This window comes from Enterococcus sp. DIV0174, from assembly GCF_050529065.1.
Lineage (GTDB): Bacteria > Bacillota > Bacilli > Lactobacillales > Enterococcaceae > Enterococcus_B > Enterococcus_B thailandicus.
The window spans coordinates 947,701-965,767 of record NZ_CP172881.1; the positions used below are offsets into that span (position 1 = coordinate 947,701).

Sequence of the window (18,067 nt, forward strand, 5' to 3'; positions counted from 1 at the left end):
GTTGAAAGAATTAAAAGTAACTGACCTCAAAAAAACTTACGGCGAAAAAGATTTGTTTAATCAAATTTCTTTTTTGATTCATGAAAAAGATCGGATTGGATTAATTGGAACGAATGGTACTGGTAAAACCAGTCTCTTAAATATCTTAGCCGGCATAGATAGTGGTGATGGTGATCGTCAAACAGTTTTTTATCCGACGAATTATCGAATAGGCTATTTGTCACAATCAACAGATTTTTCAGATGAGTTAACCGTTCTACAAGCAGTTTTCCAAGGAACAAGTCCACTCATTCGAACGGTACGTGCTTATGAAGAAGCTTTGTTACGTTTAAGTGCTAATGGGGATGATCCACTCGCACAAAAACAGTATGCACAAGCGGAAGAAGCAATGAATAAAGAAGACGCTTGGACAACAGATACCAATGCAAAAATTATTTTGCAAAAACTAGGTATCAGTGAATTAGACAAAAAAATCGGCGCACTTTCTGGTGGTCAAAAGAAACGCGTGAGCTTAGCTCAGGTCTTGATTGATGAACCAGATTTGTTATTGTTAGATGAACCAACAAACCATTTGGATTATGCAGCAATTGAATGGCTTGAATCATATTTGAAACAGTATCGTGGCGCATTGCTAATGGTTACCCATGATCGTTATTTCTTAGATCGAGTGACGAATCGAATCTTTGAGTTGGCATTTGGAGAGCTTCATGAATATAAAGGAAATTATGAAGCCTATGTTCTAGAAAAAGCGGAGCGAGATCGTGTAGAAGTCGAACAAGAAGAAAAACGTAAACGACTATATAAGCAAGAACTTTCTTGGATTCGCGCGGGTGTGCAAGCACGAGGAACAAAGCAGCAAGCCCGAATCAATCGCTTTGAAGATTTAAAAGAAAACTTGTATCAGGTAAACCAAGAAGCGGACCTTGAATTGAACATCGCAACACAGCGTCTTGGAAAAAAAGTTTTAGAAATCAAAGATGGCTATTATTCCATTAACAACCAAATTTTATTAGCTGATTTACAATTATTGATTCAAGCAAAAGAACGACTAGGAATTACTGGGAAAAATGGCGCCGGAAAATCCACCTTGTTAAATATTTTGGCAGGGCGAATGACTTTGGATAGTGGCACGTATTCTATTGGTGAAACAGTACGATTAGCGTACTACACACAGGAAAACGAGGAAATGGCACCAGACCAACGAATGATTTCTTATTTGCAAGAAGCTGCAGAAGAAGTTAAAACTGCTGACGGTGCTCAAATCGGTGTAGCCGAATTATTGGAACGATTTTTATTCCCACGGTATATGCACGGTACTCGAATCGGCAAACTTTCTGGTGGAGAAAAACGACGTTTATATTTATTAAAACTCTTGATTCAGCAGCCAAATGTTTTATTATTAGATGAACCAACCAATGATTTAGACATTGCAACATTAACTATTTTAGAAGATTATTTTCGAACATTTCCAGGTGCAGTTATCACTGTGTCCCATGATCGTTATTTCTTAGACAAAGTAGTCGATAAGTTACTTGTTTTTCAAGGCAACGGCAAGCAAGAGCTTTTTTACGGAGATATGTCTGACTATTTACAAAAGCAAAAAGAAGAAGATAAAGTAGTCATTGCTAAAGCAAAGCCAAAAGCTACACCAAAAGACGAAGCCAAAAAGAAAAAGCTCTCTTACATGGAACAAAAAGAATGGGCAACCATTGAAGATGATATCGCAGAGTTGGAAAATAAACTGGATGAACTGCAAGAAGAAATGAACCATCAAGGAGATGACTTTACACGTCTCCAAGAATTACAAAAAGAAGTGAGTTTGACAGAAGGACAACTGGAAGAAAAAATGGCTCGCTGGGAGTATCTTAGTGAGTGGGCCGATAATTAGGAGGAGAATGAATGGAACAAGCTTACCTTGATTTAGGAAAAAAGTTGTTAGAAGAAGGAAACCAAAAAGGTGATCGAACAGGGACAGGTACGCTTAGTACTTTCGGCTATCAAATGCGCTTTGATTTACAAAAAGGCTTTCCTTTATTAACAACCAAAAGAGTCCCATTTGGTCTCATTAAAAGTGAGTTACTATGGTTTTTAAAAGGAGATACGAATATCCGTTATCTTTTAGAAAATAATAATCACATTTGGGATGAATGGGCGTTTGAACGCTACATCAAAAGTGAGGACTACACTGGTCCAGATATGACAGACTTTGGTCATCGAAGCTTAGTTGATGAAGCATTTAATGAACTTTATCAAGAACAAAGTAAACTATTTTGCGAAAAAATTATTAATGATCCAGAATTTGCAGCTGAATATGGCGACTTAGGTCATATTTACGGGTACCAATGGCGTCATTGGGAAACAAAAGATGGTCGTTTTATTGATCAGATTAAAGAAGTAATCGAAGCAATCAAAACAACACCAGATTCTCGACGTTTAATTGTTTCAGCGTGGAATCCTGAAGATGTTCCAAGTATGGCGTTACCTCCTTGCCATACCATGTTTCAGTTTTACGTCTTTGAAGGTCGTTTAAGTTGTCAATTATATCAACGAAGTGGTGATGTATTCTTAGGTGTTCCATTCAACATTGCTAGCTACGCGTTGCTTACTCATTTGATTGCACATGAAACAGGATTGGAAGTCGGAGAGTTTGTTCATACGCTAGGCGATGCGCATTTGTATTCTAATCACGTAGAACAAATGAAAGAACAGTTAAGTCGTGAAGTACGTGAGTTTCCAACATTAAGTCTGAATCCAGAAAAACAATCTGTATTCGATTTTGAAATGGATGATATCCAATTGGAAGGATACCAACCACATCCAGCAATTAAAGCACCGATTGCTGTGTAAGAAAGGATGAGAAGATGCTAGCTGCAATTTGGGCACAAGATGAAAATGGATTGATTGGTAAAAATGATCAACTTCCTTGGCGATTACCGAATGATTTGAAATTTTTTAAACAAACAACTGAATCAAATATTTTAGTAATGGGAAGAAAAACGTTTGAAGGTATGGGCAGTCGACCATTGCCAAATCGCCAAACAATTGTCCTTACGCATGATAAAAATTATCAAGCAGAGGGCGTAACCATCATGCACGAGTTAGAAGAAGTCCTTGCTTTTGAAAAAGAAGCAGACGGAATCGTCTTTATCGCTGGTGGTGCTGCTATTTACCAAGAATTTTTACCTTACTGTAGTATATTGTATCGCACCGTGATTCAGCACGCATTTGAGGGTGATACTTATTTTCCTGCCGTTAATTGGGAAGACTGGTCACTAATCAATGTCAGCACAGGTGAAGTGAACGACTTCAATCCGTATGCACATCAATTTGAAACGTACCAACGAAACGAAAAATAATGTCGACAAGCAAATTTAATTTTGTTTGTACGCATAAAAAAAGAACTTTACGCGAATTAGGCGCAAAGTTCTTTTTTATTTACCTATTTTAAAAAATCAAGTGAAAAATAAAACAGAAAAGTACATAAAGCCTGCACCTAACATAACAAAAAGGTGCCATACGACGTGCATGAAGCGAACGGATTTCAAACTATAGAAGAAGGCACCCACTGTATAAGAAAGTCCACCTAAAACCATTAGCGAAATCCCTACTAAACCTAGTGAATGGTAAAGGGGAACTGCAGCAATCAAACAAAGCCAGCCCATCACGATATAAATAAAGGTTGAAACTTTTGATACCGTTTCCTTTTTGTGTAAGGTTAGTGACTTATAGACGATTCCTGCAATCGCGAATACCCAAATCAAACCAAAAAGCGTCCAGCCTAGCCAACCTTTCACACTTAAGAGACAAAATGGTGTATAGCTTCCGGCAATCAATAGGAAAATGGAGCTATGATCAAAGACCTGAAAAACACCTTTTGCTTTGGTAAAAATCAATGAATGAAACAACGTTGAAGTTAAAAATAAAAGAATCATCATTGATCCGTAAATCGCATAAGTGACAACATGAAGGGGAGAATGAAGATGCGCGCCTTTGACGAGTAAAATGACTAAGCCAGCGATACTTAGTCCAGCACCAATTCCGTGAGTGATCGCATTAAAAACTTCGTTGACAATCAAGTAACTGCGACTAAATTTTGTTTTTTCCATGAAAACGGCTCCTTTGTTTGACGTATTTAATGAAAAATCATTGTTTGTCTGTTATACTAAAAAAAGAAATTGCCTTGAATGTAAGTTTAACATGAATAAGGCAGCTGTTAAAGGAAGAGTGAGAAAACAATGACAAATGTAAAAATTGTAACAGATTCTTCTTGTACAATGGAAAAAAATGTACGAGACACTTTAAATATTCATGTCATGCCACTATCAGTAATGATTGATGGCGTTATGTATCCTGATGACGATCAGTTAGATGGAGAAACATTCATGCAGATGATGTCTACTGCTAAAGCTTTACCAAAAACGAGCCAACCACCAATTGGCGAATTTGTTTCATTATATGATGAATTGGGTAAAGATGGTAGCGAAATTATTTCCATTCACATGACAAAAGGATTAAGTGGAACTGTGGAAGCTGCGCGTCAAGCGAGCAATTTAACTAAAAGTAAAGTAACAGTTATTGATAGCGATACAACAGATCAAGGTTTGTCTTTCCAAGTCATTCAAGCAGCAAAATTAGCAAAAGAAGGCAAATCTTCAACTGAAATTTTAGCTGAAATCAAAAAAATTAGCGACAACACCAAATTATATATTGGAATTGCTACCTTAGATAACTTAGTCAAAGGTGGACGAATCAGTCGTGCGACAGGGCTGCTGTCAAGTATGTTGAATATTCGTGTGGTCATGAATTTTACTCATGGAGATTTGATTCCAGTTGCCAAGGGCCGAGGAAAGAAAACTTTTGACAAATGGTTTGATAGTTTGAAAAAAGAACTAAAAGAGTTACCTAATGTTCATCAAATTGCGATCTCCCACGCTGATGCAAAAGAATTAGCATTAGAGTTCAAAGAAGGTCTACAAGAACTATTTCCTGAAATGCATATCCCAGTTTTACAGACAAATCCAGTAATTGCTACACATGCGGGTAAAGGTGCTTTTGCGATCATGTATTATGTCGATTAACAACTTATAGAGTAAGAAAAGAACTAGTTGAGTGGCATGTTCATTTCACTAGTTCTTTTTGTGTGTATTTTTTGAAAAAAAGATAAATTCCTATGATTTGTTTCGAAAGACTACCTTTTTCAAATAACTTTTGATAAGATTAGACACAATTGAAGACAGAGGTGAGAAAATGAAATTACTCAAGAGATATGGATTATTTTTTATTCCAATCGTCATTGCAGTCATCGTTTTCGCTGGATTATCACTGAGTATTCCGAAAGCAGAACCCTTAGTAAAGCCATCAGTTGCGACTAAAAAAACGTCGAACATGAAAAGTAAACTTCATTATGTAGCGATTGGTGATTCTTTAACCGAGGGAGTGGGAGACCAAACCAAACAAGGAGGTTTTGTTCCGCTAGTTGCAAATGATTTACGAGAAGACTATCAGCTGAAGACTGTTGAAACAGAAAATTATGGTGTCAATGGCGAACGAAGTGACCAGATACTTAAGCGAGTGAAGGAAAAAGAAACAATTCAAACAAACATTAAGACCGCTGACATTATCACATTGACTGTGGGTGGAAATGATTTGATGAAGGTGATTCAAAATAATTTTTTTGGGTTAACAACACGATCTTTTAAAAAACCTTTAAAAAACTATCAAGAAAATGTGACTGAACTTTTAGCAGAGATCCGAGAGCTAAACCCAAATGCGCCTATCTATGTTCTAGGTATTTACAATCCTTTTTATTTGAACTTTCCAGAAATCACAGATATGCAAACGATTGTAGATAATTGGAATCAAGGAACAGAAGCCATGGTCAAAGAAACGGATCACTGCTATTTTATTCCAATCAACGATTTACTATATCAGGGGTTAGATCAAAAAGTTGGTGTAGCTGAAGAACAAACAAATACAACAGATAGTATGGCAGAAAGCTTGAATGATATAAAAAATAATGTTTTGTATGAAGAGGATCATTTTCATCCAAACAACTTGGGCTATCAATTGATGGCAAATGCAGTAAAAGAAAAATTAGTTGCAACCAAAGAACAGTGGCTGATAAAGGAGGGTGACAAATGACAGAATCAGAAAATCCAAAGAAATCAGAAGTAGAAGTGAAAGAACCCTTGAACGAAAAACAAAGTCAAGCATCGAATTATTGGCGAATGGCTTTCTTGATTCTATTAGGTGTCGTGGTTGGTATCACCATTTTTCTAGGCGTTCGAATTTTTTCGAGCCAACCTGAGTACAAAAACATGCCAGAAATTACGGCAATCGAAGGCGAACCAGTCCTGACAATTAATTCAAATAAAGAAAAAGTCAATCAGTTGATTAGTTTTTTCTTAAGTGATTTTCAAAAAGAAGGCGACATTGAGTATAAATTTTATTTAGAAAATGAAGCCATGTTAAATGGTCAGTTTGAAGTATTAGGTTTTCCAGTGAATTTTTATCTCTATTTTGAACCCTATGTTATGGAAAATGGAAACGTTCAGCTGAAAGCAAAAAGTTTATCCATCGGCACATTAAGTTTGCCAATCAAAGATGTGATGAACATGGTTAAACGTAATTATAATTTACCTAAATGGGTCGAGATTGATACGAAAGACTTAACAGTCATGCTTCGACTAGATAAATTTAGAATGCAAAATGGCATGTATATCAAAGCAGATAAAATAAATTTAGTAGACGATGATATTCGTTTTAGTCTATACTTACCCGCAAGTGAAGAAACAACAAAAGAAAGTTTAAATCAATAAGTGAAATCAAAATAGATAAATAAAAGGAGGGCTTTGATGGAACGTGCAATTTTTGCAGGTGGCTGCTTTTGGTGTATGATTCAGCCATTTGACAGTTTACCAGGTATCTACTCAATTATGTCAGGATATACTGGCGGACAACTGGCTAATCCAACCTATGAACAAGTGAAGAGCCAAACAACTGGCCATACAGAAGCAGTTGAAATCATTTATGATCCACAAGTGATTTCCTATCAAGAATTAGTCGAGCTTTATTGGGAACAAACCGATCCAACTGATGCGTTTGGACAGTTTGAAGACCGAGGAAGTAGTTATCGACCTGTCATTTTTTATTCAACAAAAGAGCAACAAACGATTGCAGAAAAAAGCAAACAACGCTTAGCTGAGAGTGGTCGTTTTACAGAAAAAATTGTGACGACCATTGAGCCAGCACAGCCATTTTATTTGGCTGAAGTTGATCATCAAGACTACTATAAAAAGAATCCAGAAAACTTTGCACGCAATCATGCAAGAAGAGCGGCTTTTGTCGAGAAAAATTGGGGGAATCATCAGTGAATCGAAGCTTTTACCATTATTTAATGACTCTTCGTGGACCAAATCAGCTAGATCAAGTGACTAAATTTGCAAATGAAGCAGGAAAAGATATTCAATTTCCAAAACATAGTTCAGACTATGAAGAACTCTCTGATTATTTGGAAATGAATGTGGACTATTTGACTTCCATGGATGTATTTGATGCGGCTTGGGAACAATATTTGGAAAACAATCATGCTTCTTAAGCTTTTGTTTGTCTTTGAAAAAAAGATTAATTTCATCTCTTAGTCGCAATTTGTTTGAAATTTTTCTATAATAAAAGCAGAACTACAAATGAGGGATGAATGTTGACAACAAAACAGAAGTGGACGAATCGTTTTTGGTTAGCTGTGAAATATTTACTGATTTCGATTTTTCTGGCATTTATTTTACGTGGCTTTCTTTTTATTCCAGTACCGGTTGAAGGAAATTCAATGGAAAATACGTTGAGTCAAGGAAATATGACGGTGATGGAGAAATTTACCGAGATCAAACGATTTGATGTCGTCGTTTTTCAATTGGCAGATGGCACGATTTATATCAAACGAGTGATTGGCTTACCAGGTGAAACGATCAGCTACCAAAATGATACATTACAAATCAATGGAAAAGATATCAAAGAACCATTTTTAAGTAAAAATATCCAATCAGATCATGAGACTGCACCGTATACGACCGATTTCACCTTGCAAGGATTGACTGGGGAAGAAAAATTAGCTGAAGATAATTATTTCGTAATGGGAGACAATCGACGAATTTCAAAAGACAGTCGTTCTTTTGGTACGATTTCTCGTGAAGATATCTTGGGTAAGGCACGTATGGTGTACTATCCTTTAAGTGAAATCAAATGGATCAAATAATTGATGGCTTGAAATAGTATCAGTCAAAAAGACAATTGAATGAGATCAATTGTCTTTTTTTTGTTTTTTTAAATATAGCTAAAGTTATCTTTGGACAACTCACATTCGCTTATGTTAACGTTTTCTTAGAGAGGTAAAATTTTTTTGTTAGTTGTTTTATCTTATCTTTTTTTCGAGGAGGTGAAAATGGAAAAGAGAGCTGGAAGAATTTGTTTAAAAGAAAAAATAAAACAAAAAAGGAGAAAGAAAATGAAAAAGATGATTGGATTATTTTTTACTTTATTTTTATTGTTTCCTCAAGTAATGGTTCACGCAGATGAAGCAAGTCAAGCAGTTGACGCAAAAAGTAGTGAGAAAAACCAGCAAATGGAATATACAATTACTAGAAATATTATAGTAGGCTCATTTACTGAGGGTTGGGGAGTCGAGGGCATGAGAGTAACAGAAGATGCAATTGAATTTGATGTTAACATGGGAGATGATCTTTACCAGTGTGGGAACCCGATTGAGGTACAGACTTTATCCAGTGGACCAAGGGGTCAGTATCAAGTGGAGGGCAAACGAATTCTTCGTGAAAAGAAAAATGGGCAACGCTATTACACGATTCGATTTGACAAAAGCCAATACATAAATGGTTCTAATACAGTTATCCATATAAAGACAATTGTAGATTTTGACTTTGTTTACAACGAGCTGGTCATTAATCTAAATACAAAAATACCAGAAAATTACAATGACATACTTGTTTCGATTCAAAGCAAAATGGATAATTGGAAAGTTGTTGATTGGGATGAAACACATAACGTAGCTGTGAGTTGGAACAATGATGGGAATAGTAATCAAAAGTGGTATTTAAAATATCATGCAGCAAAAAATGCTTACAGTATCCATAGTTATAAACAAACTGCATATAGTTTGTTAGAAAATAGTGATAAAAAGGTTGGCGTCAAACCCAATGTTAGTAATAACGATAGTGCACTGTGGCAACTGATTTGGGAAAGTAGTCAAACCAACGGCGAAGCATTTTTCTTGAAGAACGTAAAAAGTGGACATGTAATGGATATTCAAAAAAGCAATCTAGATGGTGGAAATATCATCACCTTTAATAAGACAGGGACAGAAAATCAAAAATTTATTTTACATATTGAAGGCTACAAATAAAAGCGAATCAGTCTTTTATTTTTAATGAATGTGCTATTAGTAGATAAGAAAGAGGAAACACGTCATCTGTGTTTCCTCTTTCTTTAGATAGTTCCCTGCAAGATTATAAAAAATAAGAAGAAATCATCCCAAACTTGTGGGGGAATGGTATGGATTTCTTCTCGTATAGTAACTAACGAAGTGTATTTTTTGTTTCTACATTGCCATCCAAGAGGGTTCTAACATATTTCCATCTAGGTCTTGTACTTCAAGGCCAAACATTTGATCTTCTGGAATACCCATGTCCACATGATAATAAGACCCACCATTTTCTTTTGCTGTTTCGGCAAATTTTTTGACTGCTTCTGCATTAGGTAGACTGAAAGCAATCAGTGCGCCACTGGTTGTCTGTGCATCTGCAATTTTTCGATCGTTGATAAATGTTTGATAAAATTCATGATTCAACAACATAATCCAAAAGTGATCATCCCATACCATAGAGCTTGCTTGTTCTGTCGAAAATTCTTGATTTTGCTCAAAGCCGAGTTTCGTATAAAATTCCGTTGACTTCTTTACATCTTTGACTGGAAAATTGACAAAAACCATCGTACTCATTTTTTTCGACCCCTTTCTATATTCTTATCATCTACTGTTTGTAAAACGCTGTCAAAAATTCTGCTTCGTTTTTTTCTTGGTAAAATAAATTTTGGAAAGGCATAGCGCTAAGAAAACAAACGATGCTTTCTTTTTTTTAGTTCAATTTATGCTAAAATAGCTTGTAAGTGATCAAACTGTGAACAACAGAATGAAAAAGCACATTCTATTTGAGTTCCAATCAGTGAGATTGATATATCAAGGAGGAAACACAACTATGACCATTCAATGGTTCCCGGGACACATGGCGAAAGCTCGTCGTGAAGTTTCTGAAAAAATGAAATACGTTGACATCGTTTTTGAGTTAGTGGATGCGCGTTTACCGTTGTCATCAAGAAACCCGATGCTCGATCAAATTATTCAACAAAAACCACGTATCGTTTTATTAAATAAAGCTGATTTGGCTGATCCACAACAAACAAAGCAGTGGCAAGAATATTTCAAAAAACAAGGTCACGCTGCATTAGCAATCAATGCACAAGAAAACAAGGGCGTGAAGGGACTGATTCCGACCGCCAAAGAAGTGTTAAAAGAAAAAAGAGCAAGAGATGCTGCTCGAGGATTGAAACCCCGTGCAATTCGAGCAATGGTTTTAGGAATCCCTAACGTTGGAAAATCGACATTAATGAATCGCTTAGTTGGAAAAAAAATTGCACAAACAGGGAATAAACCTGGAGTGACGAAAGGGCAACAATGGTTACGTCATGGAACGGAACTAGAATTATTAGATACACCAGGAATTCTTTGGCCTAAGTTTGAAGATGAAGAGATTGGGAAAAAGCTGGCATTGACTGGTGCAATCAAAGATCAATTACTTCACTTAGATGATTTGGCCATCTATGGCTTGGACTTCTTTGCCCGTTATTACCCAGGAAGAATTCAAGAACGTTACCATTTAACAGAAGAGCAGGAGCAGGGTCTTGCGCCAGAAATTTTGATGGCGGTCACGGCTAAAAGAGGCTTCAGAGATGATTACGCTCGTGGAAGTGAACTAGTTGTGTTTGAAATCAGAGATGGCAGATTAGGTCGCTACACGTTAGATCGCTGTGAAGAAATGGGGCAAGAAGTGAATGAGTGAGTCGATTCAAGCCATTAAGGAAAAATTAACAACAATCACTTCCTTGACTGATCCTTCACTTGAATATTTGAAGCAAGATCCGCGAAAAGGGGTACAACAAGCACTCAACTCTTTAGCAAAGCGGCTTGAAAAAGAGGCTAAAATCAAAGAAAAGTATCAAGAAATGTTTGTTTTTGAAAAACAAGGATATGCCAATGGTCATCAATGGATTGCTGGCATTGACGAAGTTGGTCGTGGACCATTAGCTGGCCCTGTCGTTGCAGCAGCAGTTGTCTTATCGAAAGATGAAGAAATTCTTGGCTTAAATGACTCTAAGCAGCTATCTGAGAAAAAACGTGAATTACTTTATCAGGAAATTCAAGAGAAAGCTTTGGCTATTGGAATCGGGATTGTTGACGAAAAAGTGATCGATGAAGTAAACATTTATGAGGCAAGCAAGTTGGCAATGATTCAAGCAGTTGAAAAATTAACTGTCCAGCCAACCTACTTGTTGATTGATGCGATGAAATTAGATTTGCCCATTCAACAAGAAAAACTAATCAAGGGAGATGCACGCTCTGTTTCGATTGCTGCAGCGAGCATCATTGCTAAAGTTTATCGCGATCGTTTAATGGCAGATTATGACCAATTGTATCCAGGCTATGGATTTGGTCACAATGCGGGCTATGGAACAAAAGAACACTTGATTGGTATGGAAAAACAAGGAATTACACCAATTCATCGTCGGACATTTGCTCCAGTCAAAAAATATTTATAAAAATTTAAACACACCTTTTGCGTATCTTATTAAAAAGAAAGCAAGAGGTGATTTTTTTTATGGAAAAAATAAAAGAATATTTATTACGTTTGACTTACGCAAAAGGGATTAGTAGCCAGGGAAAGTGGCAAATACTTCAGTACTTATTGGCAAATCCAGAAGTACGCTTAACAATAGAAGAGATTTGTAAGATTGCCTCTATTACGATTCATCGTGAACTGTTTCGACAAAGCTGGTTGGAGGTCGAAAATCACTGGGAAACAATCAAACAAAACCAACAGTATATTACTTGTTTGGACCCATGCTATCCCTCACAATTATTAAATTTGACATATCCTCCCATTCTATTATTTTATCGAGGGGACCTATCGTTATTGACGTATAAAATGGTGAGCGTTGTTGGAGGAAGACGATCGTCAGTTCTTGCAAAGAAAACAGTTCTTCAGCTCTTACGTCCAGTGATTGCTGAGGGTTATGTGATTGTGAGTGGCTGTGCCAAGGGAATTGATACATATAGTCACTGTGCGGCAATTAAAGAAGGTGGACGAACGATTGCTGTTGTTGGAACAGGCTTGGAAAAATTTTATCCAAGAGAAAATGAACAACTACAAAGGAAAATTGCTGAGGAGCATTTGCTGTTAAGTGAATATCCGCCAGAAGCAGGACCAAGGAGACACCGCTTTCCGATGAGAAATCGAATCATTGCTGCCTTATCACTGGGTACTTGTGTAATCGAAGCAAGGAAAAAGAGTGGCTCACTAATAACAGCACAGCAAGCATTAGATTTAGGCAAGGCTGTTTTTGCCGTCCCTGGAAATGTTTTAACAGAACACTCTGAAGGCTGTCATCACCTCATTCAAGATGGGGCAATTTGTACGATTTCAGGACAGGATATTTTAGCAGAATTGAAAGAATAACATCACATTTCCCATTTGCTTTCCTTGACAAACGATTTCTGAATGGATATGATTAGCTACGATTTGTAGGAAACCTCTAGTATAAGTATATATAGTAGGAACTCGACAATGAAAGGAGTCCATTCAAGAATGGCATATAAATATTTAGTGATTGTAGAATCACCAGCAAAGGCCAAAACAATTGAAAAATATTTGGGCCGAAATTATAAAGTAATGGCAAGTGTAGGCCATATTCGTGATTTACCAAAAAGTAAAATGGGAATTGATGTCGAAAATAATTATGAACCTCATTATATTTCTATCCGAGGAAAAGGCGATGTTATTAAAAGTTTAAAATCTGCGGCTAAAAAAGCGCAGAAAGTTTATCTCGCAAGTGACCCGGATAGAGAAGGAGAAGCGATTGCTTGGCATCTAGCCTATTTATTAGGATTAGATCTTGAAGACAAAAATCGTGTCGTTTTCAATGAAATCACTAAAGATGCTGTAAAAGCTGCGTTTAAAGAACCTCGTTCAATCGATGTGGATTTAGTTGATGCACAACAAGCACGCCGCGCATTAGACCGATTAGTTGGCTATTCGATTAGTCCAATCCTTTGGCGTAAAGTGAAAAAAGGATTAAGTGCAGGACGCGTTCAATCTATTGCTTTAAAAATTATCATTGATCGTGAGCAAGAAATCCGTGAATTTATTCCAGAAGAATACTGGAGTATCGATGGAAACTTTAAAAAGGCACGTAAGAAATTCAAAGCAAACTTCTGGGGAATCGATGGCAAGAAGAAGAAATTACCAGATGCAGAAGCTGTGAAAGAAGTCACTGCTAGAATTGATGGTCAAGACTTTGAAGTGAAAAAAGTCGAAAAGAAAGAACGAAAAAGAAATCCGGCCAATCCATTTACTACGAGTAGTTTACAACAAGAGGCTGCACGTAAATTAAATTTCCGCACAAGAAAAACAATGATGGTTGCGCAACAACTATATGAAGGAATCGCATTGGGAAAACAAGGAACAGTTGGTTTGATTACCTACATGCGTACCGACTCAACGCGGATTGCTGACACAGCCAAAGCAGAAGCAGCTTCATTTATCCAAGAAACATATGGTGATGAATTCTCTGCTCACGGAAATAAAAAGGTGAAAAATGCTCAAGGCGCACAAGATGCCCATGAAGCAGTAAGACCAACTAGTGTTTTGCGCACACCTGATGAAATCAAACAATATTTAGATAAAGACCAATTAAAATTATATACATTGATCTGGTCACGTTTTGTTGCCAGTCAAATGACACCAGCGATTTTAGATACAATGAAAGTTACTCTAGACCAAAACGGTGTCATCTTTATTGCCAATGGTTCAAAGGTCAAGTTCAAAGGATTCATGCAAGTTTATGTTGAAGGTCGCGATGATGGTAAAGAAGACAAAGAAAACATCTTGCCTGAATTAATTGAGGGAGACATTGTTCAATCTGTGGACATCGAACCCAAACAACACTTTACGCAACCACCAGCAAGATTTAGTGAAGCAACGCTTATTCGAGCATTAGAAGAAAACGGTGTGGGTCGTCCATCAACTTATGCGCCAACATTGGATACGATCCAACGCCGCTACTATGTCAAACTGACACAAAAACGTTTCGAACCAACGGAGCTAGGAGAAATCGTTAACTCATTAATTGTTGAATTCTTCCCTCAAATCGTTGATATCCATTTCACAGCGGAAATGGAAAATGACTTGGATAAAGTGGAAGAAGGAAAAGAAGCTTGGGTCCAAGTAGTTGATCGTTTCTATAAACCTTTTGAAAAAGAATTAAGTAATGCAGAAGAAAAAATGGAAAAAATTCAAATCAAAGATGAACCAGCTGGATTTGATTGCGATGTCTGTGGGCATCCAATGGTGATTAAATTAGGAAAATACGGTAAATTTTACGCATGTAGTAATTTTCCAGAATGTCGTAATACCAAACCAATCGTGAAAGAAATCGGTGTTACTTGTCCCGTATGTCATGAAGGCCAAGTGATTGAACGTAAATCCAAGAAAAACAGAATTTTTTATGGTTGTTCTCGTTTCCCAGATTGCGAATTTACTTCTTGGGATAAACCAGTGGGCAGAAATTGTCCGAAATGTGATCAATATTTGGTTGAGAAGAAAGTTAAAGGTGGCAAACAGGTTGTCTGTGTAAATGGCGACTATGAAGAAGATGTTCAAAAATAATCGAAAAGAGGTTTTTACTTGAAAACTGTAAATGTAATTGGTGCCGGCCTTGCCGGAAGTGAAGCAGCTTGGCAAATTGCACAAGCTGGAGTTCCTGTTCGTCTATATGAAATGCGTCCAGTTAAATCGACAGAAGCGCATCATACTGAAAATTTTGCGGAATTAGTCTGTTCTAATTCTTTAAGAGGAAATAGTTTAGCAAATGCTGTTGGCCTATTGAAAGAAGAAATGCGTCGCTTGAATTCCGTAGTGATTACTTCGGCTGACGAAACAGCTGTTCCTGCTGGTGGCGCATTGGCAGTTGACCGAGATTCATTTTCAGAAACGATTACTCGAAAAGTGAAAGAGCATCCACTAGTAACGGTTATCAATGAAGAAATAACCAAAATACCAGAAGGCATTACTGTTATCGCAACCGGGCCGTTAACTTCTCATCCATTAGCAGAAGCAATCAAAGAATTTAATGGTTCAGATGGTTTTTATTTTTATGATGCTGCTGCACCAATTATTGATAAATCAACGATTGACATGGACAAAGTATATTTGAAATCACGTTATGATAAAGGTGAGGCAGCTTACTTGAACTGTCCAATGACAGAAGAAGAATTTACTGCGTTCCATGATGCGTTAGTTCATGCAGAAGTCGCAGAATTAAAAGCATTTGAAAAAGAAAAATATTTTGAAGGTTGTATGCCAATTGAAGTAATGGCACAACGTGGATTTAAAACGATGCTATTTGGTCCGATGAAGCCAGTTGGACTAGAAGATCCCAAAACGGGCAAACGCCCTTATGCTGTCATTCAATTGCGCCAAGATAATGCAGCTGCTTCTCTTTATAATATTGTTGGCTTCCAAACTCACCTAAAATGGGGCGAGCAAAAACGAGTATTCCGCATGATTCCTGGTTTAGAAAATGCTGACTTTGTACGTTATGGTGTCATGCATCGTAATAGTTTTATGAATTCACCAGAATTATTGAAACCAACTTACCAATCAGCGAAGCGTGAAGATTTATTTTTCGCGGGTCAAATGACTGGTGTTGAAGGGTACGTGGAAAGTGCAGCTAGTGGGTTGTTAGCTGGAATCAATGCTGCACGACTTGCAAAAGAAGAAGAGCTTGTTGTCTTCCCACAAGAAACAGCGATTGGAAGTATGGCGTACTATATCACGCATGCCGAAGGAAAACATTTCCAACCAATGAATGCAAACTACGGGTTGTTCCCAGAACTACCTGAACGAATTCGTGATAAAAAATCACGTTATGAAGCATTAGCAAACCGAGCATTAGCAGCTAATGAAAAAGTGATTGCAGAATTAGCTTCGCCTATTCCTGCAAAATAAACAAAAAAACGAATCGACTTAGTAAATTATGATTGAGCTATTCATAATTTACTAAGTTTTTTGTTGCGTAAAATGAACGCTTCACTGAAAAATTAGCGAGAAAAATGAAAACAAAACGAAAAATTGTGCGAATTGTGAACAAACTTAGAAATATTGATTAAATTCTGACAATTTATTTGTTTTTTTATAAGGGCTATGCTAAATTTATTTCTGGGATTGTAAGGAAGGTGAAAAAATGGCAGAACAAAGCTGGGAAGAAAAGTTTCTACGCTATTTGATTGTTGAACGAGGATACTCGGATAAGACGCGTCAAGCATACAAGGAAGATATTGATGACTTCAAAGATTTTCTAAAAGAATCTGGTGAGGAAAATTTGTTGAGTATTGATCACTTAGATGTAAGAGTCTATTTAGGTTTTTTATCAGATAAAGAATACAGTAGAAACACAATTAGCAGAAAAATTGCCAGTTTGCGTTCATTTTATCAATATCTTTTAAAAGAAGAACTGATCGAGGAAAATCCTTTTTCTTATGTCCATTTAAAGAAAAAAAATATTCGGTTACCGCGCTTTTTTTATGAAAATGAAATGCAGGCTTTGTTTGAAAGCGTTGCTGGGGATAAACCGTTGGACTTCAGAGATCGAGCAGTACTAGAAGTTTTATATGGTTCTGGTATCCGCTTAAGTGAATGTAGTGGGTTAAAGATTAAGGACATCGACTTTCAAGCAGAGGTAATGTTGATTCTTGGAAAAGGAAACAAAGAAAGATATGCGCCACTGGGATCCTTTGCTCAAGAAGCTTTACAAGAATATTTTGAAAAAAGTCGTTCGTTCTTGATGAATAAATACCATAAAGAGCACGATTTTGTTTTTGTTAACCACCATGGTGATCCAATTACACCAACTGGAATCGAATATATACTAAATCAGATAATCAAGAAAAGTAGTTTAGATAGTGATATTCATCCTCATATGTTGCGTCATACGTTTGCAACGCATTTATTGAACAATGGTGCAGATATGCGGACAGTTCAAGAATTATTAGGGCATGCGAATTTGTCTACAACTCAGATTTATGCCCATGTGACGAAAGAAAGTTTACAAAAAAACTATCGCTCTTTTCATCCACGAGCGTAGCAAGGATATTATTTTATTAGGAGGGTCTACAAATGGTAGAATCACAATTTCATTCAACCACGATTTGTGCAGTTGAAAAAGATGGAAAATTTGCAATGGCTGGAGACGGTCAAGTAACAATGGGAGAATCTGTTGTTATGAAAGGAACAGCTCGCAAAGTTCGCAGAATTTATAATGACGAAGTTGTTGTTGGTTTTGCTGGAAGCGTAGCAGATGCCTTTACTTTGGAAGAAAAATTTGAAGGTAAACTGAATGAATATAATGGCAATCTACAACGTGCGGCTGTTGAGTTAGCACAAGAGTGGCGAACGCAACAATCCATGCAGAAATTAGAAGCAATGTTGATTGTTATGAATGATAAGGAAATGCTGTTAGTTTCTGGAACAGGTGAAGTGATTACACCAGATGATGGTATTTTAGCCATTGGTTCTGGCGGAAACTTTGCGTTAGCCGCTGCGCGTGCAATGAAAAATTATGCACAAAATGAGATGAGTGCAAAAGAGATTGCTGAAAATGCGTTGAACATCGCAGCGGATATTTGTATCTTCACAAACCATAATATCATTGTAGAAGAATTATAAGAGGT

The 18,067-nt window shown here is 36.8% G+C and carries 19 protein-coding genes; 17 read left to right on the top strand and 2 right to left on the bottom strand.

Going from position 1 to position 18,067, the window contains the following annotated elements; translation table 11 throughout:
- The first annotated feature begins 1 nt into the window (after position 1).
- Genes IGJ93_RS04685 through IGJ93_RS04695 form a run of 3 tightly spaced genes read left to right on the top strand, consistent with a single transcriptional unit; the run spans position 2 to position 3,356 of the window.
- Complete coding sequence (locus IGJ93_RS04685) at positions 2-1,888, top strand: ABC-F family ATP-binding cassette domain-containing protein (RefSeq protein WP_071869073.1); 1,887 nt, start codon at positions 2-4, stop codon at positions 1,886-1,888.
- Between the two features lie 11 nt (positions 1,889-1,899).
- Complete coding sequence (locus tag IGJ93_RS04690) at positions 1,900-2,847, top strand: thymidylate synthase (RefSeq protein WP_067484961.1); 948 nt, start codon at positions 1,900-1,902, stop codon at positions 2,845-2,847.
- 14 nt (positions 2,848-2,861) lie between these two features.
- A complete protein-coding gene (locus IGJ93_RS04695) occupies positions 2,862-3,356 on the top strand; it encodes a dihydrofolate reductase (RefSeq protein WP_075491763.1) in 495 nt (164 codons plus the stop codon).
- A 96-nt stretch (positions 3,357-3,452) separates the two neighbouring features.
- On the opposite strand, the gene trhA is transcribed toward IGJ93_RS04695, so the two are convergent.
- A complete protein-coding gene (trhA, locus tag IGJ93_RS04700; protein WP_067484965.1) occupies positions 3,453-4,106 on the bottom strand; it encodes a PAQR family membrane homeostasis protein TrhA in 654 nt (217 codons plus the stop codon).
- 129 nt (positions 4,107-4,235) lie between these two features.
- Here trhA and IGJ93_RS04705 point away from each other — a divergent pair, with 129 nt between their 5' ends.
- The 7 genes from IGJ93_RS04705 to IGJ93_RS04735 all read left to right on the top strand — a co-directional run bounded on the left by IGJ93_RS04705 (position 4,236) and on the right by IGJ93_RS04735 (position 9,412).
- Complete coding sequence (locus tag IGJ93_RS04705; protein ID WP_075491765.1) at positions 4,236-5,078, top strand: DegV family protein; 843 nt, start codon at positions 4,236-4,238, stop codon at positions 5,076-5,078.
- 169 nt (positions 5,079-5,247) lie between these two features.
- Complete coding sequence (locus tag IGJ93_RS04710) at positions 5,248-6,141, top strand: SGNH/GDSL hydrolase family protein (protein WP_067484969.1); 894 nt, start codon at positions 5,248-5,250, stop codon at positions 6,139-6,141.
- An 86-nt stretch (positions 6,142-6,227) separates the two neighbouring features.
- A complete protein-coding gene (locus IGJ93_RS04715) occupies positions 6,228-6,818 on the top strand; it encodes a YpmS family protein (protein WP_071869083.1) in 591 nt (196 codons plus the stop codon).
- A 36-nt stretch (positions 6,819-6,854) separates the two neighbouring features.
- Positions 6,855-7,373 carry a peptide-methionine (S)-S-oxide reductase MsrA gene (msrA, locus tag IGJ93_RS04720; RefSeq protein WP_071869077.1) on the top strand — a complete coding sequence of 173 codons (519 nt, stop codon included), beginning with the start codon at positions 6,855-6,857 and terminating at the stop codon, positions 7,371-7,373.
- A complete protein-coding gene (locus tag IGJ93_RS04725; RefSeq protein WP_071869078.1) occupies positions 7,370-7,597 on the top strand; it encodes a YozE family protein in 228 nt (75 codons plus the stop codon). Before msrA ends, IGJ93_RS04725 begins: the two co-directional genes overlap by 4 nt.
- 99 nt (positions 7,598-7,696) lie before the next feature.
- Positions 7,697-8,251, top strand: coding sequence for a signal peptidase I (gene lepB / locus IGJ93_RS04730; protein WP_067484978.1), 555 nt, complete (start codon positions 7,697-7,699; stop codon positions 8,249-8,251).
- Positions 8,252-8,500: 249 nt separating this feature from the next.
- Positions 8,501-9,412 (top strand): RICIN domain-containing protein, encoded by a 912-nt coding sequence (locus IGJ93_RS04735; protein WP_143139936.1) that lies wholly within the window; start codon positions 8,501-8,503, stop codon positions 9,410-9,412.
- A gap of 195 nt (positions 9,413-9,607) precedes the next feature.
- Here the strand turns inward: IGJ93_RS04735 and IGJ93_RS04740 are convergent, their stop codons facing one another.
- Positions 9,608-10,006 carry a VOC family protein gene (locus IGJ93_RS04740; protein ID WP_075491767.1) on the bottom strand — a complete coding sequence of 133 codons (399 nt, stop codon included), beginning with the start codon at positions 10,004-10,006 and terminating at the stop codon, positions 9,608-9,610.
- 256 nt (positions 10,007-10,262) lie between these two features.
- On the opposite strand from IGJ93_RS04740, the gene ylqF reads away from it, so the two are divergent.
- From ylqF to hslV, 7 genes are all read left to right on the top strand, one after another.
- Positions 10,263-11,123, top strand: a complete 861-nt coding sequence (gene ylqF, locus IGJ93_RS04745) for a ribosome biogenesis GTPase YlqF (protein WP_067484988.1) — start codon at positions 10,263-10,265, stop codon at positions 11,121-11,123.
- Positions 11,116-11,880 (top strand): ribonuclease HII, encoded by a 765-nt coding sequence (locus tag IGJ93_RS04750; protein ID WP_067484993.1) that lies wholly within the window; start codon positions 11,116-11,118, stop codon positions 11,878-11,880. Before ylqF ends, IGJ93_RS04750 begins: the two co-directional genes overlap by 8 nt.
- Positions 11,881-11,939: 59 nt before the next feature.
- Positions 11,940-12,797 carry a DNA-processing protein DprA gene (dprA, locus tag IGJ93_RS04755; protein ID WP_071869356.1) on the top strand — a complete coding sequence of 286 codons (858 nt, stop codon included), beginning with the start codon at positions 11,940-11,942 and terminating at the stop codon, positions 12,795-12,797.
- A 129-nt stretch (positions 12,798-12,926) separates the two neighbouring features.
- Entirely contained in the window at positions 12,927-15,005 is a 2,079-nt protein-coding gene (topA, locus tag IGJ93_RS04760; protein WP_067484998.1) for a type I DNA topoisomerase, read from the top strand.
- A gap of 18 nt (positions 15,006-15,023) precedes the next feature.
- On the top strand, positions 15,024-16,346 hold the full coding sequence (trmFO, locus tag IGJ93_RS04765; RefSeq protein WP_086271053.1) for an FADH(2)-oxidizing methylenetetrahydrofolate--tRNA-(uracil(54)-C(5))-methyltransferase TrmFO: 1,323 nt from the start codon (positions 15,024-15,026) through the stop codon (positions 16,344-16,346).
- 235 nt (positions 16,347-16,581) lie between these two features.
- A complete protein-coding gene (gene xerC / locus IGJ93_RS04770) occupies positions 16,582-17,481 on the top strand; it encodes a tyrosine recombinase XerC (RefSeq protein WP_075491200.1) in 900 nt (299 codons plus the stop codon).
- A 32-nt stretch (positions 17,482-17,513) separates the two neighbouring features.
- Positions 17,514-18,062 carry an HslVU peptidase proteolytic subunit gene (gene hslV, locus IGJ93_RS04775; RefSeq protein WP_067485006.1) on the top strand — a complete coding sequence of 183 codons (549 nt, stop codon included), beginning with the start codon at positions 17,514-17,516 and terminating at the stop codon, positions 18,060-18,062.
- Positions 18,063-18,067: the final 5 nt, after the last annotated feature.

Coding starts and splice junctions, on each gene's coding strand:
- IGJ93_RS04690 (WP_067484961.1), top strand. CDS start 1,900: ATGGAACAAGCTTACCTTGATTTAGGAAAAAAGTTGTTAGAAGAAGGA.
- IGJ93_RS04705 (WP_075491765.1), top strand. CDS start 4,236: ATGACAAATGTAAAAATTGTAACAGATTCTTCTTGTACAATGGAAAAA.
- lepB (WP_067484978.1), top strand. CDS start 7,697: ATGTTGACAACAAAACAGAAGTGGACGAATCGTTTTTGGTTAGCTGTG.
- IGJ93_RS04740 (WP_075491767.1), bottom strand. CDS start 10,006: ATGAGTACGATGGTTTTTGTCAATTTTCCAGTCAAAGATGTAAAGAAG.
- IGJ93_RS04735 (WP_143139936.1), top strand. CDS start 8,501: ATGAAAAAGATGATTGGATTATTTTTTACTTTATTTTTATTGTTTCCT.
- trhA (WP_067484965.1), bottom strand. CDS start 4,106: ATGGAAAAAACAAAATTTAGTCGCAGTTACTTGATTGTCAACGAAGTT.
- IGJ93_RS04750 (WP_067484993.1), top strand. CDS start 11,116: ATGAGTGAGTCGATTCAAGCCATTAAGGAAAAATTAACAACAATCACT.
- IGJ93_RS04715 (WP_071869083.1), top strand. CDS start 6,228: ATGGCTTTCTTGATTCTATTAGGTGTCGTGGTTGGTATCACCATTTTT.
- IGJ93_RS04710 (WP_067484969.1), top strand. CDS start 5,248: ATGAAATTACTCAAGAGATATGGATTATTTTTTATTCCAATCGTCATT.
- topA (WP_067484998.1), top strand. CDS start 12,927: ATGGCATATAAATATTTAGTGATTGTAGAATCACCAGCAAAGGCCAAA.
- dprA (WP_071869356.1), top strand. CDS start 11,940: ATGGAAAAAATAAAAGAATATTTATTACGTTTGACTTACGCAAAAGGG.
- xerC (WP_075491200.1), top strand. CDS start 16,582: ATGGCAGAACAAAGCTGGGAAGAAAAGTTTCTACGCTATTTGATTGTT.
- IGJ93_RS04695 (WP_075491763.1), top strand. CDS start 2,862: ATGCTAGCTGCAATTTGGGCACAAGATGAAAATGGATTGATTGGTAAA.
- msrA (WP_071869077.1), top strand. CDS start 6,855: ATGGAACGTGCAATTTTTGCAGGTGGCTGCTTTTGGTGTATGATTCAG.
- hslV (WP_067485006.1), top strand. CDS start 17,514: ATGGTAGAATCACAATTTCATTCAACCACGATTTGTGCAGTTGAAAAA.
- ylqF (WP_067484988.1), top strand. CDS start 10,263: ATGACCATTCAATGGTTCCCGGGACACATGGCGAAAGCTCGTCGTGAA.